The organism is Paraburkholderia sp. BR13439, from assembly GCF_040948805.1.
Classification (GTDB): Bacteria; Pseudomonadota; Gammaproteobacteria; order Burkholderiales; family Burkholderiaceae; genus Paraburkholderia; species Paraburkholderia youngii.
The window spans coordinates 39659-57478 of sequence record NZ_JBFPKN010000032.1; the positions used below are offsets into that span (position 1 = coordinate 39659).

General features: G+C 55.9%; 12 protein-coding genes and 1 pseudogene. All 13 read left to right on the forward strand.

Features of this window, described 5'->3' with window-relative positions:
* Nucleotides 1-2 precede the first annotated feature (2 nt).
* Nucleotides 3-791, forward strand: coding sequence for an ABC transporter permease (locus AB3X96_RS37590; RefSeq protein ID WP_176112455.1), 789 nt, complete (start codon nt 3-5; stop codon nt 789-791).
* A gap of 102 nt (nt 792-893) precedes the next feature.
* The gene (locus AB3X96_RS37595; RefSeq protein WP_281375199.1) at nt 894-1634 is read left to right on the forward strand and encodes a sulfotransferase; all 741 of its coding nucleotides are present in this window, start codon (nt 894-896) and stop codon (nt 1632-1634) included.
* 222 nt (nt 1635-1856) lie between these two features.
* Nucleotides 1857-2447 (forward strand): NodA family N-acyltransferase, encoded by a 591-nt coding sequence (locus AB3X96_RS37600; protein ID WP_176112457.1) that lies wholly within the window; start codon nt 1857-1859, stop codon nt 2445-2447.
* 80 nt (nt 2448-2527) lie between these two features.
* Nucleotides 2528-3163, forward strand: a complete 636-nt coding sequence (gene nodS / locus AB3X96_RS37605) for a nodulation methyltransferase NodS (protein ID WP_368593722.1) — start codon at nt 2528-2530, stop codon at nt 3161-3163.
* Nucleotides 3164-3176: 13 nt separating this feature from the next.
* Entirely contained in the window at nt 3177-4925 is a 1749-nt protein-coding gene (gene nodU, locus AB3X96_RS37610) for a nodulation protein NodU (protein ID WP_368593723.1), read from the forward strand.
* Nucleotides 4926-5105: 180 nt separating this feature from the next.
* On the forward strand, nt 5106-5702 hold the full coding sequence (gene cysC, locus AB3X96_RS37615) for an adenylyl-sulfate kinase (protein ID WP_176112460.1): 597 nt from the start codon (nt 5106-5108) through the stop codon (nt 5700-5702).
* Between the two features lie 213 nt (nt 5703-5915).
* Complete coding sequence (locus tag AB3X96_RS37620; RefSeq protein ID WP_368593724.1) at nt 5916-7508, forward strand: efflux transporter outer membrane subunit; 1593 nt, start codon at nt 5916-5918, stop codon at nt 7506-7508.
* Nucleotides 7509-7602: 94 nt separating this feature from the next.
* On the forward strand, nt 7603-8754 hold the full coding sequence (locus tag AB3X96_RS37625; RefSeq protein ID WP_368593725.1) for an efflux RND transporter periplasmic adaptor subunit: 1152 nt from the start codon (nt 7603-7605) through the stop codon (nt 8752-8754).
* Between the two features lie 11 nt (nt 8755-8765).
* A complete protein-coding gene (locus AB3X96_RS37630; RefSeq protein WP_368593726.1) occupies nt 8766-11813 on the forward strand; it encodes an efflux RND transporter permease subunit in 3048 nt (1015 codons plus the stop codon).
* Between the two features lie 96 nt (nt 11814-11909).
* A pseudogene (locus tag AB3X96_RS37635) lies at nt 11910-12430 on the forward strand (transposase); the annotation flags it as partial.
* A gap of 555 nt (nt 12431-12985) precedes the next feature.
* On the forward strand, nt 12986-14674 hold the full coding sequence (locus tag AB3X96_RS37640) for an FAD-dependent oxidoreductase (RefSeq protein ID WP_368593727.1): 1689 nt from the start codon (nt 12986-12988) through the stop codon (nt 14672-14674).
* Between the two features lie 39 nt (nt 14675-14713).
* Nucleotides 14714-16057: an amidase family protein gene (locus AB3X96_RS37645; protein ID WP_368593728.1), complete on the forward strand. Its 1344-nt coding sequence runs from the start codon at nt 14714-14716 to the stop codon at nt 16055-16057.
* Nucleotides 16058-16139: 82 nt separating this feature from the next.
* The gene (locus tag AB3X96_RS37650) at nt 16140-17507 is read left to right on the forward strand and encodes a carboxyl transferase domain-containing protein (RefSeq protein WP_368593729.1); all 1368 of its coding nucleotides are present in this window, start codon (nt 16140-16142) and stop codon (nt 17505-17507) included.
* Nucleotides 17508-17820 lie beyond the last annotated feature (313 nt).

Below are 17820 nucleotides of genomic sequence, written 5' to 3' on the forward strand. Positions count from 1 at the left end.
TGATGCGTGATGTATTCATGATAACTCTGCCCGGCAACGCGCTGAACTGGCACACAGTATGGCACCGCAACTACCTTGCATGGAGGAAATCTGCGCTTGTGTCGCTCCTCGGGAACCTTGCGGATCCGATGATGTACCTGTTTGGTCTTGGCCTAGGTGTGGGAATAATGATAGGCCGCGTCGACGGCACGTCATACATCGCGTTCTTGGCCGCTGGAATGGTTGCGACGAGCGCAATGACTTCTGCCACCTTTGAGACGATTTATGCGGCCTTCTCGCGAATGCATACTCAGCGCATGTGGGAAGCGGTGTTATGCACTCAACTCACGATTGGCGACGTCGTTCTAGGTGAACTTTCATGGGCGGCCACAAAAGCCCTTCTTGCCGGCGCTGCGGTGATGGTGGTTGCTGCGATCCTAGGCTATGCGGCGCTGTCGAGTATCATCTATGTCATGCCCGTCGTCGTTCTCACTGGACTCGCCTTCGCGAGTGTGGCTATGGTGCTCGTCGCCATCGCGCCCAGTTACGACTATTTCATTTTTTACCAAACCCTTGTTCTGACGCCCATGTTGTTCCTGAGCGGCGTCGTCTTCCCGATCGGTCATCTCCCCGGTGCTCTTCGGCAAATTGCGAGATTCCTTCCGCTGACACATTCCGTTGAGCTGATCCGCCCAGCGATGCTGGCACGGCCTGTCGCTAGTATCAGCCTTCATGTGGCTGCGCTTTGCGTCTACGCAGTACTGCCGTTCTTTTTATCGGCGGTTCTACTTCGCCGCCGCCTAATGTCGTGACGATTTTGGCAATCAATCCGAGCCCACGAACTTCGCAACGGACTATCTGCGCAGCGCTCACACCCTCTTTCAACCCGTTAGATTAACGCCATGACATACCCCATGCAGACAACTGAGCCATTTGTGATCGTGGGGATGCCGAGGACCGGCACTCACTACTTGGAAGAATTGCTGAATGCGCATCCGAACGTGTCAAGTAATGGTGAGTTGCTCAATCCGTATGACCCAATCTGGCCCGGTCGCGCCCGGCTTTTGCGTAGCGATCGCGAACTGCTCGAGCTAGCCTATCTGCACCATCCGACCATGACCGGGAATCCGCATTTGACACACGTCGGTTGCAAGATCAACCAGCCTCAGTTTAACGAACGTCCCGGGTTTTTCGAGACGCTGGCCGCGTGGCCACGTTTGAAGGTACTGCTCGTGATTCGACGAAACACGTTGGAATCGTTCCGTTCTTTGGTGCAAGCAAGACAAAGCGGTCAGTGGCTAAAATACGGTCCGGACAACGACGACTCACGTCCGCCTCCGCAAGTCATATTGAAAATCGAAGACTGTGAGGCTTACTTTAAGGCCGCGGACGATTTCCACCACTTAATTCTGAGCTCGTTTTCACCGTCGAGCGTGCTCACTATCAACTATGAAACTCTTCGGGACGATCCGGCCCCAAGTCTGAAGGCGGTCTCAGCCTTTCTCGGCATCTCGAATCACCCTTGCTCTGAAAACACATCTCTTAGACGTCAGGAAGTTCGATCGCTGCGGCAGACGGTACTTAACTTCGAAGAGTTGAGGCGTCACTTCGAGGGCAGTCGATACGATAGCTTTTTCGAAGCTCAAGGGGGCTGATCGGCCCGCCAAACATCAAGATTGCCCCGATAGCTTTCAATTGTCTAGCTTTTGAAGAGCATTGGCTTTATCGACTCGCAAACTGGGGTTTCGCGGTCCGCAGCCTAGCTAAACTAATTCTTGCGTTCCGAGCAGCAGATGAACTCCGATGTGTATGGCCCACTGTTCCGGTTCAGTGTTCAGCGAGTGGCGTATGAACATATTGTTATAGGGTAACTTCAAATGGCCTCAACTGTGCAATGGAGACTGTATTGGGAAAATGAGCTAGGGCTCTCGGACCACATAGAATTGTCCGAGTTCTTTCGGGCAACGTATGGACCAACTGGATCTTTTAACGCAAGACCTTTCGAGGGCAGCCGGAGTTGGGCTGGTGCGCGGCCCGAACTCCGTGCGATTGCCTACGATTCGCAAGGGGTGGCGGCTCACATGGGCTCGCTGCGCCGGTTCATCAAGGTTGGCACGGTCGATGTTCTTGTAGCCGAACTGGGACTTTACGGAGTTCGTCCGGATCTCGAAGGACTCGGCATCAGCCATTCGATCCGCGCGATGTATCCGGCACTGCAGGGCCTTCGGGTTCCATTCGCATTCGGCACGGTGCGCCATGAGTTGAAGAACCATATCGCGAGGTTGTGTCGGCATGGATTGGGAACGGTCGTCTCGGGCGTGCGGGTGCGGTCAACTCTGGCCGACGTTCGTCTAGATTTGCCCCCGACACGCACTGAAGACGTCCTTGCGGTAATCATGCCGATTGGTAGCCCGATGAGCCAGTGGCCAGAGGGGAGTGCAATCGAGCGCAATGGTCCGGAGCTATGAAGGCTGGCGCTTCACCACAGAAGGCGGTGGAGCCGACGCCCCCATGCAATTGTCCTTATAGTAAACCGCTATCGAGGTATGTGAACTTGACACATGTAGCGAATTTCGACTTGCTGCTTCGCGAATTGAACTCCAACGATCCGTGGCGGCTGGACAGTAACCCGTTCGAATTCGAGCGCCACAGGCAAATGCTTCGATTGGCACTTGCCGAGGGCATCGTCACAAATGCACTCGAAGTCGGATGTGCGAGCGGGGCGTTCACGGAAAAGCTGGCGCCTCACTGTCGACGGCTCACCGTCATCGATGTAGTTCCAGAAGCGATTGCGCGAACACGCGCACGGCTAATGGAATCGGCCAATATCACTTGGATCGTATCAGACATCCAGCGCTTTTCGGCTCCGGATAAGTTCGATCTGATAGTTGTCGCGGAGGTTCTTTATTACCTCGGAAGCATCGCCGAGGTACGGGCCACTGTGCAGAGCTTGGCGCGCATGCTTGCGCCCAACGGGCAGTTGGTATTCGGATCGGCTGTTGACGCCAATTGCCGGCGGTGGGGCCACATCGCCGGGGCGGAAACGGTGCTCGAAATGCTACGGGAAGAGCTGACCGAAGTCAAGCGCGTGCAGTGCATCGGGCGGTCGTCCAATGAGGATTGCATGCTCGCGCGCTTCCGGAGCCCGATGGATTTTACAAATCAACCGAATTTCCTCCGTTAGAGCGGGAGATACTATGCGCATCTGCGGCATCAAACTGACACACGATGGAGCCATCGCTGTTGTGGAGGATGGAAAGCTCCTTTTTTGCATCGAACAGGAGAAGCGGCACAATAACCCGCGATATCAGGAAATCGGGAATCTCGACGTAGTTGCAACAGTGCTGAGCGAACACGGGCTGCGTGTCGATGACATCGATCAGTTTGTAATTGATGGCTGGGACGGCGAGATAGAGTCGGAATTTCGCACTCTCAGCGGCCGTACGCCTGTGATCTTGAAAGGTGCTCCCTATATCGAACGCAGGGCCGACGATCTCCTCCATCCGCTCGAACGCACCGGCCTGTTAATCGCCGAACAATCGTATTCGTATCAGAGCTACCCTCATGTTTCGGGCCATGTCGCGTCCGCGTACTGCACCAGTCCGTTCGCGATAGGCGGGGAGCCTGCATACTGCCTAGTCTGGGATGGCGGCATGGTCCCAAGACTGTACTATGTGCGACCGGACGAAGCACGCCTCGTCAATTGCCTGTTCCCAGTTATCGGCCAAATGTACGCGGCGGCTGGACATCATTTCGGGCCCTATAAGAAGGCGAGCGGCGCTGACTGGGACCTGGGCGTCGCCGGCAAGCTTATGGCATACATCGCGCTCGGGTCGATCGACGAAGGCATCATTGCAGTCTTTCGGGAGCTTTATGAGCAACGCTTTGCCGGCGACACCGAACTTGCGCAAGACTACCGCGAGAATGTCCGCATACCAGAAAGATCTCTCGCAGCTATACGCGACTTTTTCCAAGAATGCGTTCCACAATTGGAGGCCAAGCCTCAAGAAGACATACTTGCTTCCTTTCACGTATTCCTCGAGCGTCTTCTGGTTCAAGGAATGGAGGCAGCGCTCTCACGCCATCCGATTTTCGAGCCGCGGAACTTGTGCATCTCTGGCGGATGCGGTCTTAACATCAAATGGAACAGCGCACTACGTGAGAGTCGTCTTTTTGACGCAATCTGGATTCCGCCTTTTCCGAACGATAGTGGGTCTGCGATTGGCGCCGCTTGCTGCTCGATGGCAGCGAACAAAGGCTTCCTGCCGTTGGAATGGTCGATCTATAGCGGGCCAGCAGTGAAAACTGGTGACGTGCCGCCCGGATGGACAGCGTCCCCTTGCTCCATTGCACAACTCGCCGGCGTACTCGCTGAAAATCAACCCGTCGTCTTCCTAGCCGGCAGGGCAGAGCTGGGACCCCGAGCGTTGGGTGCTCGAAGCATTCTCGCTGCTGCGACGTCCCCTGCGATGAAGGACTTCCTCAACGCGGTGAAGCATCGGGAGCATTTTCGTCCGGTAGCACCAATATGTCTTGAAGATCAGGCGATTGCCGTCTTTTGTCCCGGTACTCCAGACCCCTACATGCTGTTCGATCATCAGACGCGCGAGGAATGGCGGGAGAGGATCCCCGCCGTAGTGCATCTCGACGGATCGGCGCGGTTGCAAACCATTGCAAGAACTTCCGCGCATCCCGTGGCGCAACTCCTAATTGAATACGAAAGACTCACTGGCGTTCCTTTGCTATGTAACACCAGTGCCAACTATCATGGACGTGGCTTCTTTCCGGACGCTGCTTCAGCCTGCGAGTGGGGAGGTGTCGAACATGTATGGTGCGACGGTCTTTTATTGAGCAAGGCATGTAGCACTGGCCTGCCATCGTCAATCGACGAACCAGGTTCTGACGGCCGGTTTGAGCGGGCCGTAGCCGCACCGCTCGGGGCGTGACTTGAGTGAGTGCGTCAGGGACTTTCTTTCACGGACGAACCGCACAGACAGCGGCAGCATCCCTCAATGCCAAGATTTTCTATATTGCCATACCGATGCCCACCACACTGCTCCGACGCCGCGATGCAGAGCGGACGCCTTTGCTTCCAACAGCGGTTTCACCCCCTATCGTAGGCAAGTATGAAGAAGACCTCCGTTTCAGATCGTCATGTGCACGGCTTCCGGATTCAGCCGGAGTCGAGAGGACGATTGCTCCGGCAAACGCCCGCCATCCTGTGGTTCACAGGGCTGTCGGCAGCTGGAAAGTCGGCGATTGCCGACAAGGTCGAGGCACTACTGCATGCGTCCGGCCAACTCACCTACATTCTCGATGGAGACTCTATCAGGCTCGGTCTATGCAAGGATCTCGGCTTTGCGGATGCGGATCGCCACGAGAACGTGCGGCGCGTGGCCGAAGTTGCAAAATTGATGGCTGACGCGGGACTCGTAGTGCTAGTGTGCCTCATTTCGCCGTTCCGTCGCGATCGGGAACTCGCCAGATCCACCGCGGGTAGGCACCGTTTCGCCGAAATCCACGTTCACGCTAGTTTGGCCGTAGCCGAAGCTCGCGATCCCAAGGGACTGTATCGGCTTGCGAGAACTGGCGCCATACAGCATTTCACCGGCATCGACTCGCCGTATGAACAGCCGACGGTCCCGGACGTATTCATCGACACATGTTCGAAGTCCATCGATGAAGGCGCGGACCTTGTGGTGAACTGGCTCAATAGCCGCTAGTTGGAGCGAGACGAGTGTGGGCACGCCGCAGAACTGGATTCGATAACCCGATGTTCATGGCGAGCGGCTCGATCGACGCCAGTTGCCGGAGCGGGCGAAACGTCGACACTCGCACTTTGCATACCCTCCTTCCAGCGAACCCGGTGCCAGGGACGTGAGTTTCTTCAGCCACCCATCTGATTGCACTGTGCTCACGCGGACCAAGGTAGACAGATGATTGATTACGGCAATCTCAATTGCTATCGCGGACGATCGCGGTCGCGGTTGCGCGACGCAGCGTTGCTTCCGGCAGCAAATCGGTCTTTCGGCCGTGCCGCATCAATCACTGCCCTGCTTTCACTAGTCTATTCACTTTCCGGCTGCACAGTCGGCCCCGAATATCGCACTCCCGCGCCGCCCGCGACCGACAGCTATACACCGACGGCCCTACCCGAACACACGGTTTCGTCGCCCGGTTCGACGGGTCTTGCGCAGCAGTTCAAGGCTGGCGGCGAGCTGCCTGCACAATGGTGGACCCTTTACCGTTGCGAGCCCCTCGACGCGCTGATACGCGAGGCCCTCTCAAATAGCCCGAATATCGCTGCAGCCCGCGCGGCGCTGCGCCACGCGAGCGAAAATCTGCGCGCGCAAACAGGGATCGATCTATATCCCGCCATCGATGTCAAGCTCAATGCTACTCGCGAAAAGCTCAATGGCACGACCCTAGGCCAGCCCAGCCTGAACAGAATACTAAGTCTGTACAACGCATCAGTGAACGTTTCCTACAACCTGGATCTCTTCGGGGCTGCACGGCACGAACTCGAGGCGCTGGGCGCGCAGGTCGACTTCCAGAGTTTGCAGCTACAGGGCACATACCTGGCGCTGTCAGCGAACATCGTCACCGCTGCGGTCAGGGAAGCTTCCCTCCGCGAGCAGATTGACGCGACCGAGCGTATCGCCACGGATGAGGAGACTCAGCTCGGTGTATTGCGTAAGCAGCTTGAGTTCGGCGGGGTGGGTCGCGTGGCCGTGCTCTCGCAGGAAACGTTGCTCGCACAAACGCGCGCTACCCTGCCGCCACTGCGGCAGTCTCTCGATCGGGCGCGACATCAGCTTGCCGTGCTCGCGGGTAAACCGCCTAGCGATAACAGCGTTCCCGAGTTCAGGCTGTCGATGTTCACCCTACCGCAGAGCTTACCCGTCGCCCTCCCTTCGTCGCTCGTCCGTCAACGTCCGGACATCCTGGCTGCGGAAGCCCTGCTGCGTCAGGCGAGCGCCCAGGTCGGCGTCGCAACCGCGAACATGTATCCGCAGCTTACGCTGTCCGCAAACTACGGCCCGCAATCGTTAACGCCAGCGGGCATGCTGAAGTACGCGGACATGATCTGGAACATCGGCGCGGGACTCACTCAGCCGATCTTTAACGGAGGCCAACTGAGCGCTAAAAGGCGCGCGGCGGAATCCGCCTTCGATGAGGCCAACGGGCAATACAGGCAAACGATACTGCTTGCATTCGAAGATGTCGCGGACACGCTCCGCGCACTCGATCACGATGCAACCGCACTCGCCGCGCAAACCGAAGCGTGGCGTGCAGCCAGCAGCTCGCTCGAGCTGACGCGTGGCCAGTTTCGTGCCGGCGGTGTCAGTTATCTAGCTCTGCTCGATGCGCAGCGTCAATACCAGCAGACCATCGTCAATCTCACCCAAGCGCGCGCTGCACGCTACGCAGACACGGCGGCATTGTTCGAAGCACTGGGTGGCGGCTGGTGGAGCGACACTGCGAGGATCCAGACAGGACAGGCGGACTCCGATATCAACCCGCAGTGAACTCTCTTTCTGCTTGCCGCGCCCCGCATGGTTTCCAATGCTGCGCGTCCAACGGGATCTGTTCCATATCAGTTTGCCGTGCAAGGACACGACGATGACGACAAATAAACCAACAGCAAAACGGATGATCACCATGCTGATCTGCATGGGCGCTCTGCTTGGCGCGCTGATCGGTTTCAACCTGTACAAGGCGCATATGATCCGGAAATTCATGGCGCACAACGCGGTGCCGGCTGCTACCGTCACGTCCGCCGTCGTGAGCTATCAGACATGGCAGCCACAGCTTGCCGCTGTGGGCAGCCTGCGTGCCGTGCGCGGTGTCGACGTGACGAGTGAAGTGGCTGGACTAGTTCGCGAGATCGCATTCAAGTCCGGCGAGGAAGTCAAGGCCGGACAGGTGCTCGTGCGTCTGAACGACCGCTCGGACCGCGCGCAGCTCGCCTCGCTAAGAGCTGCCGCCGACCTATCGCAAACCGTCTATAACCGCGACACAGCACAGTACGACATTCAGGCGATTGCCAGGGCGCAAGTCGATACTGATGCCGCCGACCTGAGAAGCAAACGAGCACAAGTCGAACAGCAGGCCGCACTGGTCGAGAAAAAAACGGTTCGCGCCCCCTTCGCGGGACGCGTGGGCATCACGACAGTCAATCCGGGCCAGTATATCAATCCGGGCGACGCCATCGTTACATTGCAAGCTATCGATCCCATCTACGTCGACTTTCACCTGCCCCAGCAGGAACTCGGTCAACTGCAGGTGGGACAGAGCGTCGCCGTAAATGCAAGTGCATTCGTGAGCCACGGCTTCGTGGGTAAGATCCGCGCTATCAACCCGCGCCTCGACAGCACGACGCGCAACGTGGAGGTCGAAGCGGCCCTCGACAACCGCGAGCGCAAACTGTTGCCGGGGATGTACGCTAGCGTAAAAGTCGATGTTGGTCACGAGCAGCGCTACCTGACACTGCCGCAAACGGCAATCACTTACAATCCCTACGGGGCAACAGTTTTCGTCATCAAACCGGGCGAGCATAAGGACGCACGCGGCAAAACGATGCCCGTTGCGCAACAAATCTTCGTAACGCCAGGACCCACGCGCGGCGATCAGGTTGCGATCCTGAAGGGCTTAGACGAAGGCGCACTAGTGGTAACGAGCGGCCAGCTCAAGCTGAAGAACGGCACACCGCTCGTGATCGACAATCGCGTGTTGCCGGCAGACAGTCCTGCTCCGACGCCCCAAGAACAATAAGAGTTCCTCAGATGGATTTCACCGATATCTTTATCAAACGGCCGGTCCTCGCGTCCGTGGTGAGCCTGTTCATCCTCGTGCTGGGCTTACGTTCCCTGTCGACACTCAAGGTTAGCGAATATCCCCAGACTGGCACTGGCGTCGTTACCATCACCACCTCGTACTATGGCGCTAGCGCCGAGACGATGGCCGGCTTCGTTACTCAGCCGCTCGAAGCCGCGATCGCACAGGTGCAAGGCATCGATTACATGTCGTCGAAGAGTAGCACGGGTGTCTCAAGTATCACCGCGACTCTCCGCCTGAACTACGATCCGAACCGCGCGCTAACAGAGATCAACACCCAAATCACGTCTATGCGGAACCAGTTGCCACCCCAAGCGCAACAGCCAGTGTTGACGATTCAGGTCGGCCAGACTACTGACACGATATATATGGGCTTCTACAGCGATGTCCTGCCAAGCAACAACGTCACGGACTATCTGCTGCGCGTTGTCAAGCCGAAGCTCGATTCAATTCAGGGCGTGCAAACCGCAGAGGTTCTCGGCGGCCGTCAGTTCGCGTTGCGCGCGTGGCTTGATTCCACCAAGCTCGCAGCGCACAACGTGACGGCTTCTGACGTCTACACCGCACTCGGCAACAACAACTATCTGGCGACGCTCGGAGCAACCAAAGGCCAGATGACCAGCGTCAGTCTAAACGCCGGTACCGATCTGCATTCCGTCGAAGACTTCAGGAAGCTGGTTATCAAGCAGAAGAACGGCGCGATCGTACGCCTAGAGGATGTCGCCAATGTTGTGTTGGGTGCGGACAACTACGACTCCGATGTCGCTTTTAGTGGAAAACGCTCGGTGTTCATTGGGATCAAGGTAGCGCCCGACGCGAACCTGCTCGAAGTAGCGAAACGCGTCAAAGCTGTGTTCCCTGATCTGCAGAAGCACCTCCCCACGGGTGTGTCGAGCGACATCGTCTATGATGCCACGGACTTTATCGAGACTGCCATCGACGAAGTGATGAAGACGCTCGTCGAGGCACTACTGATCGTAACGCTAGTGATTTACCTGTTCTTCGGCAGCTTCCGCGCGGTGATAGTGCCCTTGTTCGCGATGCCGCTGTCTCTGATCGGCACATTCTTTACGATGCAGTTGCTCGGCTACTCCATTAATCTACTGACGCTGCTCGCGCTGGTGCTCGCGGTCGGACTCGTGGTCGATGACGCGATCATCGTGGTTGAGAATTTCGACCGACACCTGACGACCGGGGGCAAGCGTCCCTTCGATGCCGCGCTCATCGCCGCGCGTGAACTCAGTGGCCCGATACTCGCAATGACTGTTGTGTTGATTGCCGTCTATCTCCCCATTGGCTTCCAAGGCGGACTGACGGGCGCACTGTTCACGGAGTTCGCATTTACACTGGCAACCGCGGTCACTATGTCGGGCGTGGTCGCGCTAAGCCTATCGCCAATGATGTGCTCGCGACTCTTTCACCACGAGCAGCAACCCGGACGCTTCAACCGTCTCGTCCATCAGCAGTTTGAGAAAGTGCACCGGGGTTATATGCGGCTCCTGCGCTCGATACTGGACACATGGACCGTATTCGTCGTGATGGGTGCAATACTGTTATGCGGGACCATCTATTTATTTGCGACGTCACAGTCCGAACTCGCCCCCCAGGAGGACCAAGGCATCGTACTGTCGCTGATCCAGGGACCACCCAATGCGACGATTCAACAGATGCAGATGTATGCCGACCAGGTTTTCCAGATATCTAAGCAATTGCCCGAGTATGCGCAGATGTTTCAGTTGACAGGCGCGCCGACATTGAATCAGGGCTTCGGCGGCGTGCTCTTCACGACATGGGACAGGCGAAAGAGAGGTGCCTCCGAGTTGCAACAGGAGCTTCAACAGAAGTGGAATGGCATCGCCGGCGCGCGAGTTGCTGCTTTCCAGCTTCCACCCCTGCCCGGTGCGCAAGGCTTCCCGGTGCAGTTCGTGATCAACACGACGGAGCCTTTCGATAACCTCAACGAAGTGACCCAAGCGGTTTTGCAACAGGCGCGCGAAAGCGGCATGTTCCTCTTTGTCGACAGTGACCTAAAGATCGACAAGCCCGAGACCGTTCTGATGGTCGACCGCGACAAGGTCGCCTCGCTCGGCCTTACGCAAAGCGACATGGGACAGGCGCTCGGAGCTGCGCTCGGTGGTAACTACGCGAACTATTTCTCGGTCGCCGGCCGTTCGTACAAGGTGATTCCGCAGCTTCAGCAGGTCGACCGAATGAACCCATCGCAGCTATTAGACTACAACCTGCGCACTTCCGACGGCAGTATGATTCCTGCTTCGACTGTCTCGCATCTGAAGTCGACGGTTGTGCCCGAATCCATCAACCATTTTCAGCAAATGAATTCGGCAACGATCTCGGCCGTAGCCGCACCCCGCGTTTCGCAGGGCGAAGTACTCGAGTTCCTGCGCAACGCCACAACCCGCGTCGCTCCCTCAGGATACAACATGGACTATTCCGGACTTTCGCGCCAATTCATGCACGAGTCCGGCGGCTTCCTAATCACTCTGATGTTCGCAGCGGTCATTGTGTTCCTTGCACTCGCGGCGCAGTTTGAAAGCTTCCGCGATCCCATCGTCATTCTGGTATCAGTGCCGTTGGCGTTGTTCGGTGCGCTGATCTTCATTAACATCGGCGTTTCCACGCTCAACATCTACACGCAAGTCGGACTGGTCACACTCATGGGGCTTATCAGCAAGCATGGCATTCTCATCGTGCAGTTCGCGAATGAGTTACAGCGTTCAGGCCGCAGCAAGCGCGAAGCTCTTGAAGAAGCGGCAGGCGGGCGCCTGCGCCCGATCGTCATGACTACAGCCGCCATGGTGCTTGGTGTTCTGCCGCTAGTGATTGCGTCCGGCGCCGGCGCGGCAGGGCGCAACGCGATCGGACTGGTAATATTCACAGGACTGTCGATCGGCACTCTGTTCACACTGTTCGTTGTCCCGTCGATGTACATGTTGTTAGGTGCAGAACATCACGAGAAGACAACAGCAATGACGTGACCGCCATCAACTGTGCAATTTTTCGCGCACTCCTCGCGCCGCGGTGTGGCTGGAGCAAGCAGCTTGCGATGACTGCAAGGACTGCCTTCACGCGGCGAACAGGCGGTGACCGTGCCCGGCACGCAGGCCGCAACAATCGTCATGCCACGTCTGGCCCAGCAACTCGCGTCCTTGCGCAAGCAACGCGACGAGGTCGCCAGCGAAGTAGAACGCCTGGTACATGCACACCCTCTTTGGCCGGTCCTGACCAGTATGCCCGGAGTCGGCGTCAGGACCGCCGCCAGACTCCTCACTGAAGTCGCTCACAAAGCCTTTGCTTCAGCCGCGCATCTCGCCGCCTACGCCGGCCTCGCCCCGGTCACACGACGCTCAGGTTCGTCCATCCGTGGCGAGCATCCATCCAGGCGGGGCAACAAGGTGCTCAAGAGAGCGCTCTTCCTCTCGGCCTTTGCCGCCTTGCGAGATCCAGTCTCGAGGGACTATTACGCTCGTAAGGTCTAGCAGGGCAATCGCCACAATCATGCGCTCATTGCCCTTGCCAGACGACGCTGCGACGTGTTGTTCGCAATGCTGCGCGACGGCACTTCTATCAACCAAAATCCGCCCCTAACGCTTGACGAACGACATAGCCCCCCCCCCGCATCCGCTGACCACGCACGTACACTGGCCCACAGCAATGGTATGGCTCACTCGTTCTTGAAGACGATGTGCGTTTTCCCCGGGGTTACAGGGCAACTCCACTCCAGGCCCCCAACCCGCAATTGAGTCCAGTCCGAAAGCTATATGCCCATGGTGTCTCGTCGTCAAGTTAGTCGATATCGAGCACGAGGTAATCTTTTGCAGTCGACATCCCGACGCTCGCCTCGTTGCGACATTGCCTTCACGTCTTCGCAAGCGATGTTTAGGCAACTCGGCGGCGACAAAAAATAGACGACCGGTTGTGACCTCACGATATCTTTTCACAAGCATCAATTTTATTTGTTTGATCCTGAGGCAGACGATTTGCTATCGTGGCATTCACGGGTATTAAAGATAAATAGCGGTTTGTCCTGACAGACAACGGAGTTATTGGCAACGAAATAAGCAATCTTTACCTGTCTTATCTAAATCGTAGCGTTAATCTCAGCGATCGTCTTTTGGACGGGTAGAGGCACTCAAAAGGGAGATAATTCATGAAAAACTGCGCCGCATCTTCACAAATTGCATCACCGACTATTGACCTATTGTACGACTACGCTCCTTTCCTCGAGATTTGCAAATCAGAAGGAGCAATTGGTTCGTTTTCACCCAGTGTACAGACGCCGCGGGTTGCAATCGTGGGGGCCGGCATTAGCGGGCTTCTGGCCGCGGCAGAATTGATGCGAGCAGGTGTCACCGATGTCACCGTGTTTGAAGCCCGCGATCGCATCGGAGGTAGAGTATGGTCACAACCTTTTGATCCACGGTACCCGCATCTCATCGCTGAAATGGGTGCAATGAGATTTCCTCCGAGTGCGACCGGTCTTTTTCATTACCTTGACAGATACGGCATTTCGACGACAGCCTCTTTCCCGGATCCGGGAATGGTCGATACCGAATTGCACTATCGCGGTACTCGCCATATCTGGCGCGCGGGAGAACCGCCGCCCCCATTATTCAGAGTCGTCTACCAAGGCTGGAGAACCTTTTTGCAGGAAGGATGCGTGATCAACGGTACGTCTCTAGTTGCTCCCGCAAAAATCACCGCAATGTTGAGGTCAGGCCGGTTTGAGAAAGCCCGAGCGGAATGGCAAACGTGGCTCGACGTGTTTCGTGACAGTTCTTTCTACGCAGCCATCGTGGCCATCTTCACTGGATCTCGCCCGCCCGGAGACATCCGCTGGGAACGGCCTGACGACTTTGAACTATTCGGTTCTTTGGGCATAGGCTCTGGAGGCTTCCTTCCTGTTTATCAGGCGGCATTCACCGAAATACTGCGGCTCGTCATCAATGGCTACATGGACGATCAGCGCTTGGTCTCTTGCGGAATTTCTACACTAGCTGAGTGCCTCGCAGCAGAGAAGATCGGAGAATGCACCGTTGCTGACCGGGTTCGCTTCAATGGCGTGGGCCGTATCTACAAAGAAGACGGAAAGATAAGGCTGATAACTGACGCGGGCGAAATCATGACCTTTGACCGAGTTATCGTTACCAGCAACACAAGGACAATGCAGATGGTTCACGGCCTGACCGACGACGAGACGTTTCTCAGTCGAGACGTCTCACGAGCCGTTAGAGAAACGCATCTCACCGGGTCATCAAAACTATTCATGCTTACACATGGTAAATTTTGGCTCGGTAACGATTTGCCAGTCACAATTCAATCTGACAGTTTTGCGCGCGGGGTATATTGCCTTGACTACGAGCCCGATAAGCCAGACGGTCCAGGTGTAGTTTTGCTTAGCTACACGTGGGAGGACGACGCGCACAAGCTACTAAGTGTCCCCGACAAAAAGCAGCGCTGCGAGCGTTTTGTCGACGCCCTTGCTACATTCAACCCTGAACTTGCGCGGCACCTGACTCCCGTGGATGACGACTACGAGCATGCCATCCTTCACCATGACTGGTTGACTGACCCCCATTCTTCCGGTGCGTTTAAACTCAACTATCCCGGTGAAGATGTGTACTCACAGCGGCTTTTTTTTCAATTTCAGACGGCAAACGACCTTGCAACGGATACTGGCCTATATTTGGCTGGATGTGGTTGTTCATTCACCGGTGGTTGGATCGAGGGGGCGGTCCAGACAGCTATCAATAGCGCCTGCGCCGTTATACGCAGTACAGGCGGAGACCTTGTACGGGGCAATCCTCTCGACGAAATACGCAGTGCCTATCACTACTAATATCGCATGCACTGACGACACGCTATTTTGGAACTATTTATGTATTCGGAAGACACTCTGCAATCGCTTTGTGATGGTATACGCGATGGTGAAATCTCTGCGGATGACATGCGGAAGCACGCAATTAGCGCCAATGCTAATCAGTCGAAGCTGAATTGTTTCATTGGTAGTCGCGACCTCGATGCGCATTTCGCAAGGCCGAATGATGTGCTGAAAGGTGCACCACTCTATGGCATCCCCTTCTCATTGAAAGACAATATTTGTGCTAACGGGCTTCCAGTAACTGCCGGTACGCCAGGGATGGAAGGATGCATAGCGACACGCGATGCCATTATCGTCCGAAAACTGAAATCCTTGGGTGCAATCGTCGCCGGTAAGAACAATATGCATGAACTTAGTTTTGGCATCACATCGGTCAATCCGAGGTGGGGAACGGTGGGCAACCCGACGGCTCCGGGATATCTGGCGGGCGGAAGCAGTGGCGGTTGCGCGGCCGCGGTGGCTGCCGGGATCGTTCCGATGGCGATCGGAACTGACACTGGCGGCTCAGTGCGGATACCGGCCGCCTTCTGTGGCATTGTCGGCTTCAGGCCTACAAGCGGTCACTGGTCTTCAGCTGGAATCGTTCCAGTTTCTCGCACTAAAGATTCACCTGGGCTTTTGACGCGCACGGCGAAGGACGCGTTGATGATATATGAGCTGCTGTCAACCGGTACTCGCCCTCCGGCAAAACAGATGAGTACTCCTTGCCGCATAGGACTTCCGGCGTCCATGTGGAGTGACATCAATGAAGATGTCCGAAAGCATTGTTGGCATGCGATCACGCGTCTCATCCGCGCGGGGTTCGAGTGCGTTGATCTGGACGACTCTGCTGTTGCTGACTTAAATAGGATTGGAACCTTCACCATTCCCGTTTACGAATTCTTCATGGACTTTCCACGCACATTGCTTTCCTTCGGTTGGGCCAACAGGATAAATACGATATTCGATAACATCCGTGATGAAGCTGTCCGCAACATCGTCCACAGCAACCTCAGTGCGCAGATGATCTCTGCGGCGGATTATTCTTTTGCGATTCAGAATGTGGGCCTTTTGCGTCAACAAATGAAAAACCTGTTCACCACCCAAGGTATCGATTTTCTCGCATACCCGACGGTTCCGCGCAGCGTTCCCCACTGTAGCGATGCCGGGCGGCCCGAACTTTTCTCGGAGGTGATACGTAATACCGACTTGGCCAGCAATGCCGCGATGCCCTCGATTACGCTTCCTGTTGCTCCGCATGGCGCATTGCCCGTTGGTTTGAGCCTTGACGCACCACGAGGTCAGGACCGCCGCCTCTTGACTATGGCAACGTCTGTAGAAGACGTTCTGAATTCGTCGTAACACGACTGCCATCTTCACTGCGAAAGGTTTCATGCGCAGGCAGCAGCAAACGATTCGCACACCGTTTCGGAGGCGGTAGCCAATGCAGATTTCATTGCAAAGAATAAACACTCTCTTTGACGCCGGTAGTTTTGTCGACCATCACCCTGTCGAGAGAAGTCATTTCATCTGCGGCGAAGGGTCTATAAATTCCGTAAGAACGTTTCTGGTCATGAATCGGGGAAGAGACTGTGAATTCCGAGGAAGCGGACAGTGGGGTACCGCCACGCAGATTATAAAGACCGTAACGATGGCCCGGGACAGTTGCGCCCCATTGATTTACGTTCAGGACCGTCCCGGAGGGACAGATAGTTTCGATACCACAAAAGTTCTTTCGTCGGACATGTCGAAACTGCTTTTGTCACCAACTGGAATGGGCAGAGTCAGTGCATCCCTCGCGGAGTTGGCCGAGAAGAATTTGCTAATTTCCGCCATACTCGGCCCGACCTCAGGCCCCTTGGCCTTACCACTGATGCTGGCTGACTTGGTGTTGATGACCAAAAAGGGCGCCTTGTGCATGGGTCGCCCCGATATGGTGAAGGCCATGCTGGCTCAGGATTCAGATCTCTATTCGCTAGGTGGAACAGACGTTCACAGCAAGCACTCAGGTTCAGTTCAATTGGTATTCGAAGATGAAGAAGACCTATTCGGATGTGTAAGGCAGTTGCTTCACGTCAGCGCCAACCGCGGAGCGAACCGTGGTCTGGGATATGTAGAACCCGAAGCAGCTGATTTCAAGAGCTTGATTCCATCGGATCATCGTACGCCCTATGACATGCATCAGTTGCTGCATTCTTTCGTCGACAAGGACAGCTTCACCGAAATTAGCCCGGAATACGCAAAGGAAGTGTTGACAGGCTACGCGACCATTAAAGGAAGCGCGATCGCTATCATTGCCAACAATCCCCGCTATAAGGGCGGTGCCATTCACAGGCAATCCGCTACCAAAATAGTCAAAATGGTTGGTGTGGCTGAGAAAGTCAGGATACCGATCATTTTTATTGCTGACATCCCTGGATTTATGATAGGCCGAGAGGCCGAAAATAGTGGGATTTTTTCTGCAGCGGCAGATTTGTTCAGGGCACACGTTCGAAGCAAAGTACCTAAGTTGCTGCTCATTGCAAGAAAAGCGTACACGGGAGGCGTGTATGCTATGTGCGGCCCTGGCTTTAACCCAGTAGCAGTCTTGGCTTATCCGCAGGCTCACATTGGTGTTTTCAGTCCCGATACAATGACAAAAGTCATGTCAGAACTTGATGAAACGACAAGAGACATAATACAGAGGCTGACCGACGAAATCGAAAATCCCGAACTGTTGAAGGCCAGTGGACTGATTACCGACGTCATTGAAATAGAAGATACCAGGGAGCAGGTTTCGAGATATTTGTTCGCGGAAGGAGGCAGATCTTGAGTCGGATGCTCTGATCGCGGGACAATGCGCGACTCGCCAGACTATTGTGTCCAAGTTGTAGCACTGCCGCGATCAGACTTCTTCGGACTGTTGCCGCGCCACGGTCATCCGGCACCGCAATGATAACCGGCGATTCGATGTACGCATGTCACGTTCATCGCGCTAGGCGGGGTCCACGCACTACATAGTCGGGTCTGAATAATTCGTTTTCGGCGACGACGCCGTTCATGGTGTCGAAGCGGAAGCCGCGGAGCGGTTGAGCAATGCGACAAGTACAAGGACGTAAAAACGCCGCAGCTTTCTGAGGATCATG

What these genes read in the sequence shown, in the direction of transcription:
- AB3X96_RS37590 (WP_176112455.1), top strand. Translation starts at nt 3, where the DNA reads ATGCGTGATGTATTCATGATAACTCTGCCCGGCAACGCGCTGAACTGG.
- AB3X96_RS37595 (WP_281375199.1), top strand. Translation starts at nt 894, where the DNA reads ATGCAGACAACTGAGCCATTTGTGATCGTGGGGATGCCGAGGACCGGC.
- AB3X96_RS37600 (WP_176112457.1), top strand. Translation starts at nt 1,857, where the DNA reads ATGGCCTCAACTGTGCAATGGAGACTGTATTGGGAAAATGAGCTAGGG.
- nodU (WP_368593723.1), top strand. Translation starts at nt 3,177, where the DNA reads ATGCGCATCTGCGGCATCAAACTGACACACGATGGAGCCATCGCTGTT.
- cysC (WP_176112460.1), top strand. Translation starts at nt 5,106, where the DNA reads ATGAAGAAGACCTCCGTTTCAGATCGTCATGTGCACGGCTTCCGGATT.
- AB3X96_RS37620 (WP_368593724.1), top strand. Translation starts at nt 5,916, where the DNA reads ATGATTGATTACGGCAATCTCAATTGCTATCGCGGACGATCGCGGTCG.
- AB3X96_RS37625 (WP_368593725.1), top strand. Translation starts at nt 7,603, where the DNA reads ATGACGACAAATAAACCAACAGCAAAACGGATGATCACCATGCTGATC.
- AB3X96_RS37630 (WP_368593726.1), top strand. Translation starts at nt 8,766, where the DNA reads ATGGATTTCACCGATATCTTTATCAAACGGCCGGTCCTCGCGTCCGTG.
- AB3X96_RS37640 (WP_368593727.1), top strand. Translation starts at nt 12,986, where the DNA reads ATGAAAAACTGCGCCGCATCTTCACAAATTGCATCACCGACTATTGAC.
- AB3X96_RS37645 (WP_368593728.1), top strand. Translation starts at nt 14,714, where the DNA reads ATGTATTCGGAAGACACTCTGCAATCGCTTTGTGATGGTATACGCGAT.
- AB3X96_RS37650 (WP_368593729.1), top strand. Translation starts at nt 16,140, where the DNA reads ATGCAGATTTCATTGCAAAGAATAAACACTCTCTTTGACGCCGGTAGT.